Origin of the sequence: Acinetobacter sp. RUH 2624 (assembly GCF_000162375.2) — a bacterium.
Taxonomy (GTDB): Bacteria; Pseudomonadota; Gammaproteobacteria; order Pseudomonadales; family Moraxellaceae; genus Acinetobacter; species Acinetobacter nosocomialis.
The window spans coordinates 462043-484040 of the sequence record NZ_KI391940.1 but is presented as its reverse complement, the minus strand read 5'-3'; the positions used below and the strand labels follow the sequence as shown (position 1 = coordinate 484040).

Sequence of the window (21998 nt, the reverse complement as noted above, 5' to 3'; positions counted from 1 at the left end):
GTCGCATCGCCGGGTAGCTATGTTCGGAAGGGATAACCGCTGAAAGCATCTAAGCGGGAAGCCTACCTCAAGATAAGATTTCCCTAGGAATTTATTCCTCTAAAGAGCCGTTCGAGACTAGGACGTTGATAGGTTGGATGTGGAAGCATAGTGATATGTGAAGCTGACCAATACTAATTGCTCGTGAGGCTTGACTATACAACACCCAAGCAGTTGTATACAAAGCATCAATCGATTCATAAATCTACAAACAAACTTGATTTAGTTATTCCACTAGATAAAATGAACACAGTCAGATTCAATCAGCCCAATCTGTAAAGATTTGGAACACGCTTCGGCAGTCAATAAGACCAAAGCAAGTATCCATAAACAGTTGTGCTGGCGACCATAGCAAGAGTGAACCACCTGATCCCTTCCCGAACTCAGAAGTGAAACCTCTTAGCGCTGATGGTAGTGTGGGGTTACCCATGTGAGAGTAAGTCATCGCCAGCTCATTATTCTAAACACCCCCATTCTAAAGAGTGGGGGTGTTTTTTATTGCACGAAATAAAGTGAAAACACATAACTAAAAATCAGATTTGCACAGCTGCTCTGTTTCAGAGATATAGGGTCTTAGTTCAATGTAATAAAAAAACATTTCATAATATTTCAATCTTTGCTTAATCTATAAATAGTTAAATTTGAGTTTTCATCTATGCAGTTCAAAATTATCGCAGCCCAAGATCTAGATAAAAATCAACGCCATCAAATTGCTGAATTATGTTTTGCTGCTTTTGATGAAGATCCTTGGAGCCAATATGCTTTCATGCAAAAAGCATTTCATGTCGTGGGTATATTAGATGATCAAATTGTTTCACATGCCTTATGGACGGATAGAGTTTTTACTATAAATGGTAGCTCCAATGTAAAAACTGCTTATGTAGAGTATGTGACTACTAATTACACGATGAGAGGTAAGGGGCTTGCATCACAATTACTAAAATATTTAGTTGAAGCATTAACTGATTTGGAATATGAACTTGCTGCATTACAACCAGAAGATGAAGCGTTTTATAAAAAATTAGGTTGGACTACTTGGTGGGGAGATTTGTACATCAAACAAGATACATCTACTTATCTGACTGATGACTATGAAATTATGCTATATCCTTTGAGTATCTCTATGAAAGATCTACTATTGCATCGCTCACAGGGCGATAGTATTTGCGCAGAATGGCGAGAGGGTGAGGTTTGGTAGTTAGAATGGTCTAATAATTTTATTATTTTTTTCTAAGTCTAATTTAGATGTAGTTGTCATTTTTTTATATTACTTAACTTTTTCTACTTTCCTGTTTATTAGACAAGCCTATAATGATTCAGAATCATTCCAAATCTAATAAGGATATAACATGTCTACCGACCAGCAATTTCCAACTCCCAACAATTTAGGTATCGCGGTATATTCCAATAATGCCGAAGCTATTGGTAATACACCTTTAGTACGTATTAACCGTTTGATTAAAACGGGCGCAACCGTATTAGCAAAAGTGGAAAGCCGTAACCCTGCATTTTCTGTGAAATGCCGTATTGGCGCGGCACTTATTGCAGATGCAGAGAAACGTGGTGTATTAAAAGAAGGTATGCATATTGTTGAGCCAACCAGTGGTAATACTGGTATTGCATTGGCGTTTGTTGCTGCGGCAAAAGGATATCCAATAACTTTAACTATGCCTGCAAGTATGAGCCTTGAGCGTAGAAAAGTACTGAAAGCCTTAGGTGCTAATTTGGTTTTAACTGAACCCGCAAAAGGTATGAAAGGTGCAGTTGATGAGGCTGTACGATTAGCAACTGAACAGCCAGATCTTTATTTCTTGCCACAACAATTTGAAAACCCAGCGAATCCACAAATTCATGTAGACACAACTGGTCCTGAAATTTGGCAAGCTACAGGTGGGCAAGTCGATATTTTAGTTGCGGGCGTCGGTACAGGCGGTACGATTACAGGTATTTCTCGTTACTTTGAACAGGTTCAAAATAAACCTTTGTATTCAGTAGCAGTTGAACCTGCTGAGTCTCCAATTATTACTCAAACCAAAAATGGTGAAAACATTACACCTGCACCACATAAAATTCAGGGAATTGGTGCGAACTTTATTCCAAAGAATCTTGATTTGGACCTTGTGGATGAAGTCTTACCAGTGAGTAGCGAAGAAGCAATTCAATGGGCGAGAAACTGTGCAACCCAAGAAGGTATTTTAGTGGGTATTTCAAGTGGCGCTGCCCTGGCTGCTGCTGCAAAAATTGCAGAACGTCCTGAAAATGCTGGTAAAACCATTGTTGTTATTCTGCCAGACAGTGGGGAGCGTTATTTGTCTTCTGTCTTATTTGAAGGTTTATTTGACGAATAAAATTAATCGCATAAAAAAGCCCATCCATTGATGGGCTTTTATTTAAGCTTATTTATAAGGCACTTTTTAAGTTTTTTTGATGGTGCTTAATAGATCGAGCATATTTTTTCGCTTTGTGGCGGGTCCAGAAGCTTCGCTCATATCCTGTTGGCCCAACATTATAATAGGCCGTGGCTTTGAACCAGCTATCTGCTGTTTGATAGTAATGATTTAAAATATAAGCACCACATTGGATATTTGTAGATTCATCATATAAATTACCAGCACAAGTTTGTTGCCAATAGCTTGGAATAATTTGAGTTAAACCAACAGCCCCAGTCGGAGAGCGGGCATTACTATTATAGTTCGACTCTTGTCTGATAACTGCCGCGAGTAAAAGTGGAGGAACATTATATTTGTCAGCACTTTGAATAATCATAGGAGATAATCTATTCGCTGTACTCGGTGGAACGGAATAAGCTTTTTGTAAACCAGATGATAGCTTATTTGAACGCCAAGTAAATGAGCCACTATTAGGGCCTAAGCTTGTACATCCTGTCATTATGATCATCAAGAAAATTATGAAAAATTTCAGACCAAGGATGTGTAATTGTGATGGTTCAAAACGATTTTGGGTTAAAGATGGGGTAAGCAAAATACAAAACCAATAATGAAGTTTCAAATAAAGTGATGGTATTTAGCCGTACTTATAGGATCAATATTAGTTCTGTTGCTCAGCACATCTAAAAAGTAAGAATTTTGTATAATTGAAATGAAAAAACCCCGACATCCTGTCGAGGTTCCTTCGTATTCAGCTTTATGTAGCTAACTCCTGTCAACTACCGCTTCCTGCGTTCTTATTCTTCTTCAATGAGACATCCTGTCTCTCTATGATTCATATATTATGAAATAATACTAAAGCTGAATATCCGCAAATCACCGCAAGTTTTGTAAGTTTTAACTTACAGACGTACTTTTTTAACATTCTTAAATACAAGGTCAACGAGTTTCTGGGCTACAGGAGCACAAATCAATACACTTGGGAAAGCCAATATCCATGCAATAATCCAAGCTGATATCCACAATGAAACGAAGTAATGATTTAGTCCTACTACTTTAAAAGTTGAAATACCTGAAACGATAAAAGACATCATTCCCGATAAAATTAAGAGGAATAAAAGTTTCTGTGCTTTCATGGTTTTATATTCCTTGATAAGCACTTAAGGTCAATGCAAAATTTTCTCCAAACTGTTGAGCAGTTTTAATATCTCCTTCATCAAACCTATCGGCATTACTGCCATGTTCAGCCTGAGCCATTAAGCCTGACCATGAACCAAGACGATTGGCTGCTTGAATATAAGGAATACCGTGGTGTTGCTCGGGCAGAATCGGGTTGCCGACCCAGAGCATGCCGTGTTGCATACAAAAGGTAAAAATCGAAATTAGTGTCGATTGTTTATCACCAGCGGGAAGAGAGGAAACGGTAAATCCAGCTGCTAATTTTCCTTTAAAATTCTGCTTTTTCCATAATGGCCCTGTTGCATCCATGAGTTGTTTTAATTTGGCAGATACGCCACCTAAATAAGTAGGAGATCCCCAAATTAAGCCATCATATTGATTAAGAATTTCTGGGCTCTCGATAAGATCTTCAGCATTAAGTAAATCTACTTCAATATCTTGATGGCTTAAAATACCAGTTTGAATTTGCTGAGCAATAAATTGGGTATGTCCTTGGCGACTATAGTAAATAATGGCAACAGTTTTCATGATTATTTTCCTCTTTATCTAAATTTGAAATATTTTTGCAGTGAGATATAAACCACAGCCAAAGACACTATGGTTCAGTAAGCTTTTTAAGCAGTTCAGAAAAGGGTGCGGGGTTTTTGATGAAGCAAAACCACTACCCATGGCCGGTTGCATAATAAAAAAGGGAATTAGAACAGTGACTACACCAAAGATTAGTGCTGAGTAAAACTGAGGATGAATGAGCCAATCTGAGCCGATAATGAGAAGAAAGCTCAATGCAAAAATAATCCCGACACTATAATGAGCAATCCAGCCCAATAAATATTCACCCTTAATTTGAGGGCTTTGAGCGATAGATTGATGGATGAGTTTTCCTTGAACTATCCAACCTACCCAGCGTCCGAGAAAGGAAAAATTTAAGGTCGGGATCTTAAATATTTTTAGTATTAACAGCCATATATCCATAATAACTGTTGCACCAATACCAAGACATAAAGCTTGAAAGAACAATGTAGAGGTATTCATTTTTACACCTTGCTTTTATACGTATGAAACGTGATAAATTTATTGTGCAAGTTCAAGTTCACTTGAAGTCAAGAGGATGTTATGGATATTGGTGAAGTTTCTAAGAAGGCAAAAGTCACAACAGCTACGCTACGTTTTTATGAAGAGAAGGGGTTAATTAAGTCAATTGGGCGGCAAGGTTTACGTCGGCAGTATGGTAAGCAGGTACTTGATCAACTGGCACTTATTGCTTTAGGACGTGCTGCGGGATTTTCTTTAAATGAGATCGCTACTATGTTTGGACAAGATGGTAAGCCTGATCTTGATCGTCAGAAACTAAAAAATAAAGCTGAACAACTAGAGCAAATGGCAAAGCGATTACATTTTATTAGTCAAGGATTACAACATGCAGCTGTCTGTCCAGCCGAAAATCATATGGAATGCCCAACCTTTCAGAACTTTTTGAAAGCAGCAATTGCTGGAGAATATCAGCCAACAAAACTTTAATTCGTTATAGTGAAGACATTTAATTTATGTTTGTATTGAGCAGTGGGCTTGTCATATTTTCGCCATAAAGATTTCATCTTTTTGAAGCAAAAACTTCATATAAGCTTGATTAAATTTGCTTAATTTTTTACCAAATGTATAAAATCATGAGCAAAAAAACTTTAGTCGCATTATTATGCTGTGCCAGTTTAGGATTGACGGCATGTAATGATGATAACGATCAAGAACAAACTTCACCTGCAGAAAACGTTACCGAACCAACTTTAATTTCTTTTGCCAAATTGCCTGTAGAAACCTATGCTGCTGGCCCAGACTCTGGTGCATATGTAAAAGGTGCAAATGGAATTTATCCGCCATTTAAAGGCCAGCCTGTACAAGGTTTTTCGGCTGCATTAAAAAATGAAGATGGTAGCTATATGGCAATGGCCGATAATGGTTTTGGTACCCAAGATAATTCTTCTGACTTTTTGCTTCGTATTTATAAATTAAAACCTGATTTTAAAACTAAAGCCAAAGGTACAGGGCAAGTCACTGTACAAAGCTTTATCCAATTGCGTGATCCAAACAAGTTAATTCCTTTTAATATCGTGAATGGTAACACGCCTGAGCGTTTATTAACGGGTGCTGATTTTGACCCAGAGTCAATGCAACGGACTAGCGATGGTACTTACTGGATTGGGGATGAGTTTGGCCCTTATTTACTTCATTTTTCAGCGGATGGTGTGTTATTAGATGCCCCAATTCCTTTACCAAATCCGTTAAATCCGACTCAAGAATTACGTTCACCACAAAATCAATTTAATAAAGCACAAATTAATTTTGTAGAACCTCTTGTTCAACAAAGTGGCGGTTTTGAAGGAATGGCGATTTCGCCAGATGGGCAGTATCTTTACCCTCTTATAGAAAAGCCAATTAAATCAATTCGGGAAACAGAAAGACAACTGTTGATTTCCCAATTCGATATTAAGAAAAAAGCGTATACAGGAAAATATTATTGGTTCCAGCTAGACAGTAAAGCTACCAATATTGGTGATTTCCAACTCTTTAATAATAATGAGGGTATTATTATTGAGCGTGATGCAACTCAGAATAATCTAGGTGGCTATAAAAAATTAATTCGTATTAAATTGAATGAGTCAGGCCAGCTGGTCAGCCGTGAAGATTTAGTCGACTTAATTAAAATTGCTAACCCGAATATGTTGTATGGCACAGCTAGAGCAGGGGATATTGGTACGGGACAGGTTTTTGCCTTCCCATTTGAAACTATTGAAGATGTAATTATTGAAAATGGTACAACGCTGACGGTTTTCAATGATAATAACTTCCCTGGGTCGACAGGACGTAATGCAAAGTTGGCCGATGATAACGAGATTATTCAGATTCGTTTACCAAAAGCTCTCTTCTAAGCTATATAAATAAATGAGTTCAATTTGCGGCGGATTTTATTCCGCCGTATTTAATCTAAGAATAAAATATTGAGCAAACTTTAATCAAATTAATTTCTATATTATTGTTTTCGCGTGTTTTATAAACAAGGAAAATGAATGAAATTCATGTTAAAATGATCGGCTTTCATCTTTAGATGTCTCTCCTCCATCTGCTAGCCGAGATTCGCAAGCCATGTCTACCGCTTATACTATGCAAACTGCGCCAAAAGCGTTGTTTGATTACGACAAATATTGGGCGTCGTGTTTTGAACCAGCACCATTTTTGCCGATGTCACGAGAAGAAATGGACCAACTCGGCTGGGATGCGTGTGACTTTATTTTAGTCTGTGGCGATGCTTATATTGATCATCCATCATTTGTATCGGGTGTGATTGGACGGGTATTGGAAGCGCAAGGTTTCCGTGTCGGTATTATTGCACAGCCAGACTGGACCAATGTTGAAAGTTTCCGTGTATTGGGTAAGCCAACGATTGCTTGGGGAGTGACTGCGGGCAATATGGATTCGATGATCAACCGCTATACGGCAGATCGTAAAATCCGTTCGGATGATGCATATTCTCCAAACAATGAACCGAACAAACGTCCTGACCGCGCAGCAACAGTTTATTGCCAACGTTGTCGTGAAGCATTCCCAGATGTACCTGTACTATTGGGTGGTATTGAGGGTAGTTTACGTCGTATCGCGCACTACGATTATTGGTCAGACAAAGTCCGTCGTTCAATTTTGATGGACTCAAAAGCCGATATGCTTATGTATGGTAATGGCGAACGTGCCATTATTGATGTGATGCACCGTTTGGCTAAAGGTGAAAAAATCTACGAGATTACAGATGTTCGTGGTACAGCATTTATTATTAATAAACATAACAAAGCGGCTAAAGCAAAATTTGTTGAAATTGCCAGTAATGATGTAGATACGATTGGGCGTGTTGACCCAATTATTAATCCATATGTCATGACTGAAGATATTGATGGTTGTGAAATTGAGAAAGATAAAGGCAACACATTAGCTCAATATCAAGGTTTTCAAAAAGAAATTGTTGCAAATCCGATTGTACGTGAAGGCGACCAACTTGATGAAAATACTCAGATTGTCCAGCTAAAGCCTGCTCAGTCAAAAGCGATTAAACACAAGTTACCTCCGCGAGAATTGGCTGTAATTCGTTTACCTTCTTTTGAAGAAGTAGCGAATGATCAAGTACTTTATGCACATGCAAACCGTATTTTGCACCTTGAAACCAACCCGGGTAATGCACGTGCTTTGGTTCAACGTCATGGTGAGCGTGATGTCTGGATCAACCCACCTCCAATTCCTCTAACCACAGAAGAAATGGATTATGTATTTGATTTGCCATATGCACGTTTGCCGCATCCTGCATACGGAGATGCACGTTTCCCTGCATTTGATATGATCAAATTCTCGGTCAATATTATGCGTGGCTGTTTTGGTGGTTGTACATTCTGTTCAATTACAGAACATGAAGGCCGTATTATCCAAAACCGTTCTGAAGATTCGATCTTACGTGAGATCGAGAAAATTCGTGATACGGCGCCGAACTTCACCGGTATTATTTCAGACTTAGGTGGTCCAACAGCAAATATGTACCGTTTGCATTGTAAAGACCCTGAAATTGAGAAGAACTGTCGTAAACCTTCTTGTGTATATCCGGGTGTTTGTCAAAACTTGCATACCGACCATGCCCCTTTAGTACAGCTTTATCGTAAAGCACGTGCGATTAAAGGGGTGAAGAAGATTTTGATTGGGTCGGGATTACGGTATGACCTTGCAGTATTAAACCCTGAATATGTCAAAGAGCTAGTACAACATCACGTTGGTGGTTATTTAAAAATTGCACCAGAGCATACTGAACAAGGCCCGTTATCTAAGATGATGAAACCGGGTATTGGTACGTATGATCGTTTCAAACAAATGTTTGATCGCTTTAGTAAAGAAGCAGGAAAAGAGCAATATTTAATTCCTTACTTTATTGCTGCACACCCAGGTACTTCTGATTATGACATGATGCATCTTGCGATCTGGCTGAAGAAGAATGGTTTCCGTGCCGATCAGGTACAGACGTTCTATCCATCACCGATGGCAACTGCGACAACCATGTATTATTCAGGGAAAAACCCACTCGCAAAAGTGGCGCGTTACACTGAAAATGTAGACATTGTAAAAGGTGAAAAACGCCGTCGTCTGCACAAAGCATTCTTGCGTTACCACGATCCAAATAACTGGCCATTACTTCGTGAAGCACTTAAAGAAATGGGCCGCGCTGATTTAATTGGTAATTCAAAGCAACATTTAATTCCAACTTATCAACCGAAAGGGGCGGAAGGAGAATATAAATCTGCGCGTAAGAAGAACTCGACTGTTGCGGGCGATTCAGTGAAGCGTTCAGGTCAAACAGTTCAAAATAAAAATCAGCATAAACGACCTCAAAAAGGGCAGGTACTGACTCAACATACGGGTCTCCCTCCTCGTGAAACAGGTGAAAAGAGACCTTTTGGTGGTAAAAGTAAACCAAAATCAAAAGCTCGTGGATAACGATAAAAAAGGCTCTGCTTAAGAGCCTTTTTTATTTCTAGAGTGGGTGAATAAATCATATGGTGAGATTTTTGAGCATTTTTTATGTAAAAAGTGTAATGAAAAATGATAAAACCTAAAAATCTGACGAGCTGCACTTGATTGTTGCTGAGTCTGTGTTTATAAATAATGTGAGGGTGGCTAAATTTAAGCCAAGCTTGATAACTACAAGTGAAATTACTAAGTGAACCTTTTAAAGAACGGCTGTGTCGTTATCAATTAAAACAAAGCGTGATCTAGCAAAATCATTATAAAAAACTTAAAGGATGGACCCATGTACTATTTAATTACAATCTTATTACTATTTTTGACCGTTGTTATGGCGGCGAAAAGCCTCTCAAGAAAGCACCAACAAGACAGTGCATTAAAGCGCCGTGCCGTGTTAAGTAGTCATGAACAAATGACATTAACTCGTTTACAGACAGTATTGCCTAAATTTACTGTGTTAGCTCATGTTTCATTTGATGCATTATTAACAACGAAATATGCTCACACTCGTCGCAAATATCAAAATATGACAGCTGACTTTGTTGTGCTTGATCAAAATTATCAAGTTTTTGTAGTGGTTATGCTTGAAGAAAGTGGTTTACGTCGAGCACATCAACAATATGAGCGCCGTTTATTACAGCTTGCGGGCTATCGTGTATTAAGTTACAGCAGTGTGCCAGATTATCATGAGTTAAGAAGAGATTTATTAACCCCTGAATCAGAGATGGCGACTTTACATGCAACGCCTCAGCTAGAAAGAATTTCAAATGCTTTTGTAAAGTCTTAGAAATTAGGTCTTATAGTGATTTAATTTTAAGCCTCATTAAATAATGATTTTAAAAAATGCTGATATTATTATCTTTAAAAATATAAAAACTGAGCAATATCGATCATGATAGTGCTCAGTTTTTTATAGATTAAAATGAATAAGAATTAAGGGAGTACCGCAACAACGGTCATTTCTACAAGTACATCAGGTGCATAAAGTTTAGATTCAACACAAGTACGAGCAGGTGGATGCTCTTTGCTAATCCACGCATCCCATACTGCATTCATGGCTGCATAGTCCTTATCAATATCCTTTAGAAAAATCATGACAGACAGGATATGACTTTTGTCAGTTCCAGCTTCAGCCAATAGACGGTCAATATTATCTAAAGTTTGTTGGGTCTGTCCTGTGACATCTGCGCTTGTATCATCTGCGAGTTGCCCAGCTAGGTGTACCAAATTACCTGAAATCGCAACTTCACAGTAGCGTGAAGTCACGTGTAAGCGTTTTACCGTCATAAAAATGCTCTAAAGTGTCTTTATTGAATAGTTCGATTTTATGAAGAGTTCGTGGGCAGGTGCAAGCAAGTGCAAAAGAATTTCGGTAGATTATTGTTGTGATTTATAAGAATGGGCAAGCTCCATGTACTCTAAGTGCCCTGTAATATTCGGATTTGGTCGTCGCGCCAATCACAGGACGATATGCCGAAAGTAAAGGTTGCTTTGGCATGTTGCAAATACATGGGTAATGAATATGCGCTGATTAGATTACTTCAAACTTTAAGCAAAAGGGAATAGATTTTGTTTAAAAGTTGTTCTTTTGTATAAAAAAACAACACTCATAATAAAGACAGTTGAAAGTCGTCAGCTTTAGTTTGTAATTGATAAACCCCAATACCAATAAGACGAAATTGGAAGTTTTCGGAAATATGCATCTCATTTAAAAGTAAGAATAAAACTTGAATGAGGTCTTGTTGAGAGTGAATTGGATTCTTAAAACTTTTACTGTGTTGCAAAGTCTGGAAATTCTTAAGTTTGAGCTTAATATTTACACCACGAGCATTAAGTTGCTTTTTCTCTAAGCTTTGCCAGACTTTTTCGGCTAGGCCATGCCAGTAGGGTTGGCACTGTGCTAGGGTAAAGTCACTATCAAATGTGGTTTCTTTTGAAATTTGCTGACGAGCACGTTCAGCTTGAACGGGCCGGTTATCGATGCCTTGAGCGTATAAATAAAGCTGTTGGCCATATTTACCAAAGTGGTGAACTAAAACAGCTTCTTCAATTTTTTGTAAGTCGCCTAGCGTATGCAATTCTAGCTGTTGGAGTTTTTCTTGAGTAACTTTGCCTACTCCTGGAATTTTCTTTAAGGGCAAGTCCTGAATAAAACTGCCTACTTGAGACGGTTTTATAACAAACAAGCCATTCGGTTTATTCCAGTCGGACGCAACTTTTGCCAAGAATTTATTAGGTGCTACACCAGCCGAAGCTGTCAGTCCGGTTTGCCTGAAAATATCTTCCCGAATATGCATAGCCACTTCGGTCGCACTCGCGATTTGTTTTAAATTTTCAGTGACATCGAGATAGGCTTCATCTAAAGATAAAGGTTCAATAAGAGTGGTGTATTGTTGAAAGATACTATGAATTTGAGCCGAGATAGCACGATATTTTTCAAAATTAGGTTCAATAATAACAACGTGAGGACATAGTTTTCTTGCTTGGGTCATAGACATAGCAGAGCGTAAGCCAAACTCACGGGCAGGGTAAGAAGCTGCCGCAATAACAGCGCGTGGATGATGTGAAGATATAACGACGGGCAGATGCTTTAGATCAGGACGTTCTCGCAATTCGACCGATGCATAAAAGGCATCCATATCGATATGAATGATTTTGCGCATATTATTGTGCTTTCACGATGCCTTGCTGCTGTAAAAATTGGTGCCATTCTTTGACTGAACCCTCATAAACATTTAAGTCTACTGGCTTGGTCATACCTTCAATTTTACCTTGATTACTATGTTGCCAAAAGAGCCATTTTCTTTTGTCTTTAAGCTCAGGTTTTCCTTCGTAATCTCTGACCCACAGAGGTGTATTAGGGAAACTACCTATTAATACAATGTGGTAAAAAGTTTTGGAAATATAAAAGATAGGCTGTTTACCATAATGCTGTTTTAAGCGGTCATGCATGATGCCTATTTCTTTAAGTAGTTGTTCTTTGGTGTGCGCATTAATACAGTTGCCGTCATATTCCAAATCAATAACAGGGGGAAGGGCATCGGTCTTGTTGGGCACAGTGGCAATAAAATTTTCAGCTTGTGTTTTACCATCACGGCATAAACGATAAAAATGATAAGCCCCGACATGAAATCCATGTTCGCGTGCTTTTAGCCAGTTTTCTTGAAATTTTGGGTCTTTATAATCACCGCCTTCAGTTGCTTTTAAATAAACAAATTGGAATTTTTTTGGGGATATTTTTTTCCAGTTGATATCTTCTTGATGATGAGAAATATCAAAGCCTTGAACAGGGTAATCTTGAGCGATTGCTTTTTGTTGGTAGAACAGACCAAAGTAAGTCAGAACCCCCATAACACAAGCTAAAACAATCCCAATTAGGGTATTGTAGCTTGGTGCAGAAAAGGTTTTTGCCAGCTTGGTCATGCAAAACTCAGTATTGATATGAAGCCCACATCATAGCGTGATTTAAGAAATATAAACCATGCTAAAAATGCAACTGCTTACACAGGTGTATTTTTTGGAATTTGCCAAAAGATAAGCGCAGTAATGACATTAATACAACCTAAACAAATAAGGGTGACATGGAACGCTGTTGTTACATGGGCTGTACCATAGTAATTGGTAAATACATTGATGAGTGTACCTGCTAGCGCAACGCCAATACTCATTGAAAGCATCATAATCATTGATAAAAAACTATTCCCACTACTCGCATCTTGCTGAGGCAAATCTTTTAAGGTGAGCGTATTCATTCCTACGAATTGTAATGAGTTTAATGTACCAAATAAGAAGAAGTGTAAAGCTCTAAACCAAGTTGGGGTGTCGACAGTCATAATTGCAAAAGACGCAATACATAGTCCCACTAAAGTTGTGTTAATTAACAGAAAACGACGATAACCCAGTTTCTGAATGATCGGTCTAACAATCGGCTTGGAGAAAAGCGAGCCTAACACTAGCGGAATCATCATTAATCCCGCAATGAATGGCTCAAAACCAAAAGCGACCTGTAGCATGAGTGGTAAAACAAAAGGTAGGGCATTACCACCAAAGCGGGCGAAGAAATTACCTAAAATACCAATCGCATAAATTTTATTTCTAAAGAGACGGCTACGGAATAATGCATTTTGATGTGTATGTGAATGATAGGCATACCAAAGCGTTGCGATTACTCCCACCACTAACAGTGAAATACTGAACCATTTGGAGTATTCAGGCGAGGCAATATGTTCAATACCTAAAGACCAGCCAATCATTGCAACGACTAAGAGCACAAAACCAATAAGATCAAAGGATTTTACTGTAGGTTCTTTTACATTTGGCATGACTTTTAATGTCATTAATATACCGAGTATACCCATTGGAATATTAATAAGAAAAATCCAGTGCCATGTTGCAACTTCAACGAGCCAGCCTCCGAGTGTGGGACCTGCCAAAGGACCAAGTAAACCTGCCAGACTCATAAGACTCATGGCAGCTAGGAACTGAGTTCGGGGAATAATTTTTAAAAGTGATAAACGACCAACGGGGAGTAATAATGCCCCCCCAACACCCTGAATGACACGGAAAAATAAAAGTTCATTAAGGCTTTGAGAAAGACCACAACCTAAAGATGCAAGCGTAAAAATAACAATTGCTGATAAAAACGTATTTCTAACACCAAAGCGGTCGGCCAACCATCCACTTAAAGGAATACAGGCCGCCACAGATAAAACATAAGCTACCACCACGCTATGCATACGTAATGGATCTTCATTTAAATGATGTGCCATTGCAGGAATAGCTGTATTTACAATTGTTGTATCTAATGCCTGCATAAAAAAGCCAATGGAAACCAAAAGAACCAATAGGCGATATTCAGGTTGCAAAGCTTGATGAGTCGGCGTGGCATTCATAACATTTGAAAATTAACGTTTTCGCTTAGTGTAAAACAAATTGAAAGTAAAAAGAGTAAGGCAATGTTGAGTACCCCTTTACTAAATCTAATTGCTTTTGAAGGCAACGGTGAAAATAGTTAAAACAAAAAAAGCGGAAGAACCGCTTTTTTATTGAGATAAGAGAGTTTACACAACAAATCTTTTTGGCATTTTTAAATTTTTAATGACGTTATAAATTTGATCGATTTCTTCACATACAATTAATTTAGCTCGATGCTGAAGAGGAAGGAAACCTTCTTGGACTGCATGGTCTAACTGAGCAATTAATGCATTATAAAAACCATTTACGTTATATAAAATCATAGGTTTTTGATGCTGATTGAGTTGACCCCACGTCGCAATTTCCAAAATTTCTTCGAATGTTCCCAAACCACCAGGTAGTGCGATAAAAGCACTCGCACGCTCTGCCATCATGGCTTTACGTTCATGCATGGTTTCGACCACATGCAGTTCGGTCAATCCTGCATGAGCCACTTCATAATCAAGCATAAATTCAGGAATGACACCTACAGCTTCTCCACCATGCGCAAGTACGCTTTCTGCAACTTGTCCCATTAGACCAATGCTGGCACCGCCGTAGACCAAACCAAAACCTTGTTCAGCAATTCCGCTGGCTAACTCAATTGCCTTTTCGCGATAAATCGGGTTATTTCCTGCTCGTGAGCCACAATATAATGCAATAAGAGGTTGTGTTGTTTTTACAGATGTTATTGGTGAATCATTTACTGCCATTGTTAATACGCTATTCATTGCTTTATTTTCACCTTATCACGTTCATATTTCTTGTCTACACTAAGCAAAAAATATGACAACTTTATAAGCAGTTTTATAGGAAAGATTCATGTTTTGTATGGGTTTGGTGAATACATATAATGATCAAATAAAAATGATGAATTTATGTTAAATCTTGCCTATACTGAAAATTCGTTTAACAACATATGAACAAATATGGGTAGTGGTTGTAGTCGCTCCGTTTTAATTTCTTGTCCTAAAAAAACATTATTCCCCCTTTGTCTAGGCACGCCTGTTGCGTTGCCCAATAAAGATAAAATCCACCCAGCACAGGAGCAGGATCAATGATCTTTGAATGGATGTCTGATCCGTCTGCTTGGGTAGGCTTAGCTACATTAATTGTTCTTGAAATCGTACTAGGGATCGATAACCTCGTCTTTATTGCTATTTTGGCTGAAAAGTTACCGCCAGAACAACGTACTAAGGCACGTATAGTGGGTTTAATACTCGCTTTGGGAATGCGTCTTATTCTGTTAGCTTCAATTGCTTGGGTTGTGACACTCACCCAACCACTTTTCCATATTTTTGACCATCCATTCTCTGGCCGTGATTTGATCTTGTTATTCGGTGGTGTGTTCTTGTTATTTAAAGGCACCATGGAATTGCATGAGCGCATGGAAGGTAAACAGCTCCATAAAGAAGATAATCCAGTTCATGCTGCGTTCTGGATGGTGATTGTCCAGATTGTAGTGCTTGATGCCGTATTCTCACTAGACAGCGTAATTACTGCTGTAGGTATGGTCAAAGAGCTTTCAATCATGATGGTTGCTGTTGTGATTGCTGTGGGTATTATGCTGTGGGCTTCAAGACCACTCATGGACTTTGTAAATAAGCACCCAACAGTCGTTATTCTGTGTCTTGGCTTCTTAATGATGATTGGTTTCTCGTTGGTGGTGGAAGGTTTTGGTTTCCATATTCCGAAGGGTTACTTATATGCTGCGATTGGTTTCTCGATTTTAGTCGAAATGATCAACCAAACCATGCGTCGCAATCAAGAAAAGCTAGTGACGACTACAGATTTACGTTATCGCACAGCTTCTGCGGTTTTACGTATGTTAGGCAGTAAAAATAGCGGTTCTACTTCAGACGCTCAAACGGCTGATAAAGAAGATGTATTGGCTACTCAAGCTTTTGCCGATGAAGTCTTTGATGAAGAAAATGGTGCTTACCATAGTGTGCTTGTACAAGGCGTACTTGGGTTATCTGAACGTCCAGTAAAGTCGGTGATGACTCCACGACCTGAGCTTGAATGGATTGACTTAGATGATGAACCAGAAGTTTTGAAAGAACGTTTAATGTCGATGACACATTCACGTTTAATTGTTGCTCGTGGTGAACTTGATAATATTGAAGGTATCGCGCTTACGCATAAAGTTCTAAATGGCTTCATTGAAACAGGCGTTGTTGATTTTCAAAAGTACTTACGTGAGCCAGTCATTGTGCATGAAAATGCTCAAGTGCTTATGGTGATGGAACAATTACGTCAGGCTCCTTTGCAAATGGCGATTGTTCTAAATGAATATGGTTCAATTGAAGGTATTGCGACACCAATTGATATTTTAGAAGCAATTGCGGGTGAGTTCCCTGATGAAGATGAACTAGATGCAGCAGCTGAAAGCTTAGAAGATGGTTCGTTAATACTTGAAGGTTCAACCGATATTCGCCATGTATCGCTTTTACTCGGTCGTGATTTGGTAGATGAAAGTGAACAGTACTCTACTTTATCGGGTTATTTGTTATTCCATTTAGGTCGCTTACCTGAAAATGGTGAAACTGTTGAAGCGGATGGTTATCGCTTTGAAGTTGTAACCATGGAAGGCCACAAGATCGAGAAAGTTCATATTGTTTCTATCGAACAAGATGAATCGAAAGATTAAATTGCGTGTCAGATTTAGAAACATCATAAAATAGCTCAACTTTGAGCTATTTTTTATTTGAGAAGTATCGAATGACCCAACAAACTTGTCCATGCGGAAAAGGTAGCTATGCAGAATGTTGTGAGCCTTTACATTTAGGCACAGTAAAAGCACTCACAGCAGAGCAGCTTATGCGTTCGCGTTATAGCGCATTTGCATTGCAGCAAATCGATTATATTGTGCAAACGACGGCTTTAGGTCAGCAAGCTGCTCTTGATAAAGAGGCGATTGCCGAATGGAGTAAACAAAATCAATGGCTCGGTTTAGAAGTCATACAGGCCAAAGAAAAATTAGACAAGACTCATGCACAGGTCGAGTTTAAGGCTCATTATCATGATGGAAAAAGTGCTCAAATCCATCATGAAGTTTCACATTTTGTATATCACCAGCAGCAATGGTTTTTCCTTGATCCAACGGTCGATATGCAGGTCACCATGAAACAACCTTGTATCTGTGATTCAGGAAAAAAATTTAAGCAATGCTGTGCACAATTCCTATAACTTTATCTTAAAATACGCCCACCGTTTGGCCTGAAGGAAAGGGCAATGTTACTCACCGTTATTTATATTATTGCGATTACTGCCGAAGCCATGACCGGTGCATTGTCTGCTGGGCGACGGAGTATGGACTGGTTCGGTGTTGTACTGATTGCCTGTGTGACGGCCTTGGGTGGTGGTTCTGTACGTGATGTACTCCTTGGACACTATCCTTTAACGTGGGTAAAGCATCCTGAATATTTAGTTTTAACGTGTTGTGCTGCTTTTGTTACCATCATCATTGCCAAGTGGATGCGCCATTTACATAACATTTTCTTGGTGCTTGATGCTTTAGGCTTGATTGGATTTACTATTATTGGTTGCCAGATTGCCTTACAAATGGGACATGGCTTTGTCGTGTCGGCTGTAGCAGGCGTTTTAACGGGAGTATCTGGCGGTATTTTACGTGACATCTTATGTAACGATGTCCCGTTTGTTTTCCGCCGTGAGCTGTATGCAAGTATTTCTTTTGTTGCCGTTATTTGCTATTGGGTCTGTCTAGATTTAGGTTTAAGTCTAGAACTTACTGTTATTTCAACCTTGGTATTTGGTTTTACGCTTCGTTTAATTGCCATTTATTTTGGTTTGGAAATGCCTAAATTTATTTATAAAGATGATGATGCAGAGTCGGCTTCTTCAACCGACGAACATTAATCATGCAGAACTTCATGTGGGCATGATATAACAATTCTATATATGGTCTTGTCCACTTATTCTTTCCAGTAGAGTTGTTCCTATGGATCTGGTTTCACGTATACAAAATCTTCCAATTGGCAAATTTCACTACACGCTTTTATGGGTAGTGGGTTTAGGTTGGATGTTTGATGCGATGGATACCGGTATTATCGCTTTTATTATGACGACCCTTGTTAAAGACTGGTCATTAACACCAGTTGAAAGTGGCTGGATTGTCAGTATTGGCTTTGTGGGAATGGCCATAGGAGCAGTTTGTTCTGGTGCCTTAGCAGATCGTTTTGGCCGAAAAACTGTATTTGCGATGACTATGGCCATCTATAGTATTGCGACTGCGTTATGTGCTTTTGCTCCAGATCTGAAGTGGCTATTAATTTTTCGTTTTATTGTGGGACTAGGGCTAGGTGGACAGTTACCTGTAGCAGTTACATTGGTCAGTGAATATGTTCCTGCTCATGTTCGTGGACGGTTTATTGTTCTGCTTGAAAGCTTTTGGGGATTAGGCTGGCTGGTTGCTGCGCTCATTTCTTATTTTATTATTCCTAAATTTGGTTGGCATATTGCCTTTCTTGTGGGAGGTCTTCCACTTATTTATATTTTAGTGATTTGGAAAAAAGTCCCTGAGTCGATACCGTATTTGATTAACCGTGGTCGTATTGAAGAAGCGCATGCACTTGTACAAAAACTAGAGGCTAAAGCAGGTGTGCAAATTGTTCACCATATTGAAGTCGTGCCTGTGGCGATGCGACAAAAAGTTTCATTTAAACAGCTCTGGAGTGGCCAATTTGCTCGCAGAAGTCTAATGCTCTGGCTGATCTGGTTTGGTATTGTTTATTCCTATTACGGCATCTTTACTTGGTTGCCGAGTTTATTGGTGAAACAAGGCTACGACGTTGTCAAATCATTTGAATATGTATTGCTTATGATTTTGGCGCAGTTACCGGGCTACTTGGCGGCCGCGTGGTTTGTTGAACGATTAGGCCGAAAAATCACACTTGCGGCATTTATCGGTTTTTGTGCTTTGTCGGCATATTTCTTTGGACAAGCCGACAGTGTAAATAGCATTATGTTTTGGGGCTGTCTCATGTCATTCTTTAATTTGGGTGCATGGGGAGTGTTATATACCTACACACCAGAACAATATCCAGCCAACATTCGGGCCTTTGGTTCGGGGTGGGCATCGGCAATGGGGCGTATCGGTGGAATTGTTGCGCCAATGGTCGTGACACATATGATGGTCGCCAAAAACGGGTTTAATCACGTTTTTATGATGTTTACTATTGTTTTACTTGCTGTGGCCTTAGTTATTTTGGTATTAGGTGAAGAGACTCAAGGTAAAAGGTTAGAGTCGATCGGGCTATAGTTTTTGCCTAACTTTATAGCAAGTAACTAAAAATATAGAGAGATAAGACACAATTTGACGCTCAGGTGACAGAGTCCCTCTTGTGTCTGTAACATAGCCCACTTAGCATAATACACACTTAAAATAACGACTGATTTGGAAGATAAGCTGACTATGACCAGCCTTGCGCATCATGCGACAGAAAACCGCTCTGTAGCCGAATTTACTGAACAGGCTTACTTGAATTATGCCATGTACGTCATTATGGACCGTGCATTGCCGCATATCAGTGATGGCTTAAAACCCGTACAGCGCCGTATTGTCTATGCTATGAGCGAGCTAGGCTTAAAAAGCAGTGGCAAGCCAAAAAAATCAGCGCGTACAGTGGGTGATGTACTTGGTAAATACCACCCACATGGTGACTCGGCTTGTTATGAAGCCATGGTCTTAATGGCTCAGCCATTTAGCTATCGCTATCCTTTAATTGAAGGTCAGGGGAACTGGGGTTCACCAGATGACCCTAAGTCTTTTGCTGCGATGCGTTATACAGAAGCCAAACTCTCGGCTTATAGTGAATTATTGCTGAGCGAATTAGGCCAAGGCACCAGCGAATGGCAAGATAACTTTGATGGTTCTTTAAAAGAACCGATCACTTTACCTGCACGTGTACCTAATATTCTTCTTAATGGTACGACAGGTATTGCTGTAGGTATGGCCACCGATATTCCACCGCATAATTTGCGTGAAGTGGTAAAAGGAACAATTGCCTTAATCCGTAATCCGCAAACCTCGGACGAAAAATTAGCTGAATATATTCCGGCTCCAGACTTACCAACCAAAGCTGAAATTATTACTCCGCCAGAAGAGTTACTTAAAATCCAGATGACTGGTCGTGGTAGCTACCGCATGAGAGCGGTTTATTCTGTTGAAAAGCATGAAATTGTGATTACTGAGTTGCCATATCAAGTATCTGGTTCTAAGGTGATTACTCAAATTGCTGACCAGATGCAGGCTAAAAAGCTGCCATTGGTCGTTGATGTGCGTGATGAGTCGGATCATGAAAACCCGACACGACTCGTGATTGTGCTGCGTTCTAACCGTATTGATGCGGAAGCAGTGATGAGTCACTTATTTGCGACCACCGATTTAGAGTCGAGTTATCGTGTCAACTTGAACATGATTGGTGAAGATGGCCGCCCTCAAGTTAAATCGATTCGCCGTATTTTACTGGAATGGATTGAAATCCGTAAAAAAACGGTAACTCGCCGTTTGCAGTATCATTTAAACCGTATTGAAAAGCGTCTACATATTTTGGCAGGTCTTTTAATTGCTTATCTCGATATTGATACTGTTATTCGTATTATTCGTGAAGAAGATCAGCCTAAACCAGTGTTGATGGAACACTTCAATATTGATGAGATACAGGCTGAAGCAATTTTAGAGCTTAAATTACGTCATTTGGCAAAACTTGAAGAGATGGAAATCCGTCATGAACAAGATGAGCTTTCGGCGAAAGCTGCCATTATTCGTGAACAACTCGAAAATCCTGAATCTCTAAAAAATCTGATTATTGGTGAACTAAAAGAAGATGCGAAAAAGTTCGGTGATGAGCGCCGTTCTCCAATTGTCGCACGTGCTGAAGCGGTTCAAATTAAAGAACAGGATTTAATGCCAGCCGAAACGGTAACAGTTGTGTTGTCTGAAGCTGGCTGGGTCCGTGCGGCAAAAGGTGCAGATGTTGATGCTGAAAATCTGAACTACCGCGCAGGGGACCAATATTTAAGTCATGCTGTCGGTAAAACCAATCAGCGAGTTTATTTCCTTGATGAAACAGGGCGTAGTTATGCCTTACCGATTAGTAATTTACCTTCAGCCAGAGGCTTGGGGGATCCATTAAGTTCTAAGCTTTCTCCAGCAAGTGGTGTATCGTTTATTCAGGTTTATTTAGATGATGATGAGTCTGAATTGATTGCTGCAAGTTCCGCAGGTTACGGTTTTAAAACTCAAACTAAGCAATTAGATACCACTGCGAAAGCCGGTAAGACATTTTTAACGGTACCAGAGAAGTCAAAAGCTCTACCACTCATTTCTGCCCAAAATATGACGCATTTGGCTGTACTGAGCTCAGCAGGGCGTTTGTTAATTTTAGATTTGGCCGAGCTGCCAAATTTAAATAAAGGTAAAGGTAATAAGTTGATACAACTTGAAGCCAAAGAGCAAATTTTATCCATGACAACCCTGAACTTAGATGAAATAATTCAGGTGGTTGCAGGTCAACAACATCTCAAATTAAAAGGTGATGATCTACAAAAATACATGGGTAAACGTGCTTCGAAAGGTCAGCTCTTACCACGTGGATATCAAAAAGCAAATAAACTGTTGATTCAGAGATAAAGCTAGCGTCTGGCAACATAAATACGCTATATATGGCAACAAGTTCAAGCAGTGAACTGAACTTGTTGGTATGGAATAATGATTAAAAGGGCAGCAATTTGGAGTACATAATTTTTGTACTCCATGCAAAAAATTTGGCAGGGCCAAATTGTCAAAACTTCTGTCTCATAATCTTGTTCGAAAGTGTCATGAATGTGCCAATAAGTTTTAAATATGTTCTGGCACCAAGAAGCTAAAGAATA

The 21998-nt window shown here is 39.2% G+C and carries 20 protein-coding genes, 2 rRNA genes and 1 pseudogene; 14 read left to right on the top strand and 9 right to left on the bottom strand.

The features are described from left to right. The 4 genes from HMPREF0014_RS0206650 to cysK all read left to right on the top strand — a co-directional run. Positions 1-198: ribosomal RNA gene (locus HMPREF0014_RS0206650) — 23S ribosomal RNA — on the top strand; the annotation flags it as partial. A 179-nt stretch (positions 199-377) separates the two neighbouring features. Further along, positions 378-492, top strand: a 5S ribosomal RNA gene (gene rrf / locus HMPREF0014_RS24325). 202 nt (positions 493-694) lie between these two features. Then, entirely contained in the window at positions 695-1237 is a 543-nt protein-coding gene (locus HMPREF0014_RS24320) for a GNAT family N-acetyltransferase (RefSeq protein ID WP_004711020.1), read from the top strand. A 151-nt stretch (positions 1238-1388) separates the two neighbouring features. After that, the gene (gene cysK, locus HMPREF0014_RS24315; protein ID WP_006581201.1) at positions 1389-2387 is read left to right on the top strand and encodes a cysteine synthase A; all 999 of its coding nucleotides are present in this window, start codon (positions 1389-1391) and stop codon (positions 2385-2387) included. 52 nt (positions 2388-2439) lie between these two features. Here cysK and HMPREF0014_RS24310 read toward each other — a convergent pair whose 3' ends face one another. The 4 genes from HMPREF0014_RS24310 to HMPREF0014_RS24295 all read right to left on the bottom strand — a co-directional run bounded on the left by HMPREF0014_RS24310 (position 2440) and on the right by HMPREF0014_RS24295 (position 4637). Then, entirely contained in the window at positions 2440-3048 is a 609-nt protein-coding gene (locus tag HMPREF0014_RS24310; protein WP_006581200.1) for a transglycosylase SLT domain-containing protein, read from the bottom strand. A 280-nt stretch (positions 3049-3328) separates the two neighbouring features. Then, entirely contained in the window at positions 3329-3562 is a 234-nt protein-coding gene (locus tag HMPREF0014_RS24305; protein WP_002048955.1) for a DUF2798 domain-containing protein, read from the bottom strand. Between the two features lie 4 nt (positions 3563-3566). Next, a complete protein-coding gene (locus HMPREF0014_RS24300) occupies positions 3567-4133 on the bottom strand; it encodes a flavodoxin family protein (RefSeq protein WP_006581199.1) in 567 nt (188 codons plus the stop codon). Between the two features lie 18 nt (positions 4134-4151). Further along, on the bottom strand, positions 4152-4637 hold the full coding sequence (locus tag HMPREF0014_RS24295) for a DUF2938 domain-containing protein (protein ID WP_002048933.1): 486 nt from the start codon (positions 4635-4637) through the stop codon (positions 4152-4154). A gap of 81 nt (positions 4638-4718) precedes the next feature. Between HMPREF0014_RS24295 and HMPREF0014_RS24290 the strand changes: the two genes are divergently transcribed. The 4 genes from HMPREF0014_RS24290 to HMPREF0014_RS24275 all read left to right on the top strand — a co-directional run bounded on the left by HMPREF0014_RS24290 (position 4719) and on the right by HMPREF0014_RS24275 (position 9936). After that, positions 4719-5123 carry a helix-turn-helix domain-containing protein gene (locus HMPREF0014_RS24290; RefSeq protein ID WP_002048943.1) on the top strand — a complete coding sequence of 135 codons (405 nt, stop codon included), beginning with the start codon at positions 4719-4721 and terminating at the stop codon, positions 5121-5123. 146 nt (positions 5124-5269) lie between these two features. Further along, entirely contained in the window at positions 5270-6529 is a 1260-nt protein-coding gene (locus HMPREF0014_RS24285; RefSeq protein WP_006581198.1) for an esterase-like activity of phytase family protein, read from the top strand. Positions 6530-6743: 214 nt separating this feature from the next. Then, a complete protein-coding gene (locus tag HMPREF0014_RS24280; protein ID WP_006581197.1) occupies positions 6744-9122 on the top strand; it encodes a YgiQ family radical SAM protein in 2379 nt (792 codons plus the stop codon). A gap of 313 nt (positions 9123-9435) precedes the next feature. Further along, positions 9436-9936: a DUF2726 domain-containing protein gene (locus HMPREF0014_RS24275; protein WP_006581196.1), complete on the top strand. Its 501-nt coding sequence runs from the start codon at positions 9436-9438 to the stop codon at positions 9934-9936. 146 nt (positions 9937-10082) lie between these two features. On the opposite strand, the gene HMPREF0014_RS24270 is transcribed toward HMPREF0014_RS24275, so the two are convergent. Next, positions 10083-10436: a RidA family protein gene (locus tag HMPREF0014_RS24270; protein WP_006581195.1), complete on the bottom strand. Its 354-nt coding sequence runs from the start codon at positions 10434-10436 to the stop codon at positions 10083-10085. A 199-nt stretch (positions 10437-10635) separates the two neighbouring features. On the opposite strand from HMPREF0014_RS24270, the pseudogene HMPREF0014_RS26400 reads away from it, so the two are divergent. Then, a pseudogene (locus HMPREF0014_RS26400) lies at positions 10636-10698 on the top strand (hypothetical protein); the annotation flags it as partial. A gap of 58 nt (positions 10699-10756) precedes the next feature. Here HMPREF0014_RS26400 and dinB read toward each other — a convergent pair. The 4 genes from dinB to HMPREF0014_RS24250 all read right to left on the bottom strand — a co-directional run bounded on the left by dinB (position 10757) and on the right by HMPREF0014_RS24250 (position 14833). Then, the gene (gene dinB / locus HMPREF0014_RS24265) at positions 10757-11812 is read right to left on the bottom strand and encodes a DNA polymerase IV (protein ID WP_006581194.1); all 1056 of its coding nucleotides are present in this window, start codon (positions 11810-11812) and stop codon (positions 10757-10759) included. Position 11813: 1 nt separating this feature from the next. Further along, on the bottom strand, positions 11814-12572 hold the full coding sequence (locus HMPREF0014_RS24260; protein ID WP_006581193.1) for a GH25 family lysozyme: 759 nt from the start codon (positions 12570-12572) through the stop codon (positions 11814-11816). Positions 12573-12649: 77 nt separating this feature from the next. After that, positions 12650-14041: a multidrug transporter subunit MdtD gene (mdtD, locus tag HMPREF0014_RS24255; protein WP_006581192.1), complete on the bottom strand. Its 1392-nt coding sequence runs from the start codon at positions 14039-14041 to the stop codon at positions 12650-12652. Positions 14042-14209: 168 nt separating this feature from the next. After that, positions 14210-14833, bottom strand: coding sequence for a TIGR00730 family Rossman fold protein (locus HMPREF0014_RS24250; RefSeq protein WP_001089658.1), 624 nt, complete (start codon positions 14831-14833; stop codon positions 14210-14212). A 326-nt stretch (positions 14834-15159) separates the two neighbouring features. Between HMPREF0014_RS24250 and HMPREF0014_RS24245 the strand changes: the two genes are divergently transcribed. The 5 genes from HMPREF0014_RS24245 (at position 15160) to parC (ending at position 21756) form a co-directional block, all read left to right on the top strand. Further along, complete coding sequence (locus HMPREF0014_RS24245) at positions 15160-16752, top strand: TerC family protein (protein WP_004710994.1); 1593 nt, start codon at positions 15160-15162, stop codon at positions 16750-16752. Positions 16753-16823: 71 nt separating this feature from the next. Then, complete coding sequence (locus HMPREF0014_RS24240) at positions 16824-17291, top strand: YchJ family protein (RefSeq protein WP_006582290.1); 468 nt, start codon at positions 16824-16826, stop codon at positions 17289-17291. A gap of 45 nt (positions 17292-17336) precedes the next feature. After that, the gene (locus HMPREF0014_RS24235) at positions 17337-17981 is read left to right on the top strand and encodes a trimeric intracellular cation channel family protein (RefSeq protein ID WP_002048969.1); all 645 of its coding nucleotides are present in this window, start codon (positions 17337-17339) and stop codon (positions 17979-17981) included. An 82-nt stretch (positions 17982-18063) separates the two neighbouring features. Further along, positions 18064-19383 carry an MFS transporter gene (locus HMPREF0014_RS24230; RefSeq protein ID WP_006581190.1) on the top strand — a complete coding sequence of 440 codons (1320 nt, stop codon included), beginning with the start codon at positions 18064-18066 and terminating at the stop codon, positions 19381-19383. A 153-nt stretch (positions 19384-19536) separates the two neighbouring features. Then, positions 19537-21756 carry a DNA topoisomerase IV subunit A gene (gene parC / locus HMPREF0014_RS24225; RefSeq protein ID WP_002048971.1) on the top strand — a complete coding sequence of 740 codons (2220 nt, stop codon included), beginning with the start codon at positions 19537-19539 and terminating at the stop codon, positions 21754-21756. The last annotated feature ends 242 nt before the right edge of the window (positions 21757-21998 follow it).

Coding starts and splice junctions, on each gene's coding strand:
- HMPREF0014_RS24320 (WP_004711020.1), top strand. CDS start 695: ATGCAGTTCAAAATTATCGCAGCCCAAGATCTAGATAAAAATCAACGC.
- cysK (WP_006581201.1), top strand. CDS start 1,389: ATGTCTACCGACCAGCAATTTCCAACTCCCAACAATTTAGGTATCGCG.
- HMPREF0014_RS24305 (WP_002048955.1), bottom strand. CDS start 3,562: ATGAAAGCACAGAAACTTTTATTCCTCTTAATTTTATCGGGAATGATG.
- HMPREF0014_RS24300 (WP_006581199.1), bottom strand. CDS start 4,133: ATGAAAACTGTTGCCATTATTTACTATAGTCGCCAAGGACATACCCAA.
- HMPREF0014_RS24295 (WP_002048933.1), bottom strand. CDS start 4,637: ATGAATACCTCTACATTGTTCTTTCAAGCTTTATGTCTTGGTATTGGT.
- HMPREF0014_RS24290 (WP_002048943.1), top strand. CDS start 4,719: ATGGATATTGGTGAAGTTTCTAAGAAGGCAAAAGTCACAACAGCTACG.
- HMPREF0014_RS24285 (WP_006581198.1), top strand. CDS start 5,270: ATGAGCAAAAAAACTTTAGTCGCATTATTATGCTGTGCCAGTTTAGGA.
- HMPREF0014_RS24280 (WP_006581197.1), top strand. CDS start 6,744: ATGTCTACCGCTTATACTATGCAAACTGCGCCAAAAGCGTTGTTTGAT.
- HMPREF0014_RS24275 (WP_006581196.1), top strand. CDS start 9,436: ATGTACTATTTAATTACAATCTTATTACTATTTTTGACCGTTGTTATG.
- HMPREF0014_RS24270 (WP_006581195.1), bottom strand. CDS start 10,436: ATGACGGTAAAACGCTTACACGTGACTTCACGCTACTGTGAAGTTGCG.
- dinB (WP_006581194.1), bottom strand. CDS start 11,812: ATGCGCAAAATCATTCATATCGATATGGATGCCTTTTATGCATCGGTC.
- HMPREF0014_RS24260 (WP_006581193.1), bottom strand. CDS start 12,572: ATGACCAAGCTGGCAAAAACCTTTTCTGCACCAAGCTACAATACCCTA.
- mdtD (WP_006581192.1), bottom strand. CDS start 14,041: ATGAATGCCACGCCGACTCATCAAGCTTTGCAACCTGAATATCGCCTA.
- HMPREF0014_RS24250 (WP_001089658.1), bottom strand. CDS start 14,833: ATGAATAGCGTATTAACAATGGCAGTAAATGATTCACCAATAACATCT.
- HMPREF0014_RS24245 (WP_004710994.1), top strand. CDS start 15,160: ATGATCTTTGAATGGATGTCTGATCCGTCTGCTTGGGTAGGCTTAGCT.
- HMPREF0014_RS24240 (WP_006582290.1), top strand. CDS start 16,824: ATGACCCAACAAACTTGTCCATGCGGAAAAGGTAGCTATGCAGAATGT.
- HMPREF0014_RS24235 (WP_002048969.1), top strand. CDS start 17,337: ATGTTACTCACCGTTATTTATATTATTGCGATTACTGCCGAAGCCATG.
- HMPREF0014_RS24230 (WP_006581190.1), top strand. CDS start 18,064: ATGGATCTGGTTTCACGTATACAAAATCTTCCAATTGGCAAATTTCAC.
- parC (WP_002048971.1), top strand. CDS start 19,537: ATGACCAGCCTTGCGCATCATGCGACAGAAAACCGCTCTGTAGCCGAA.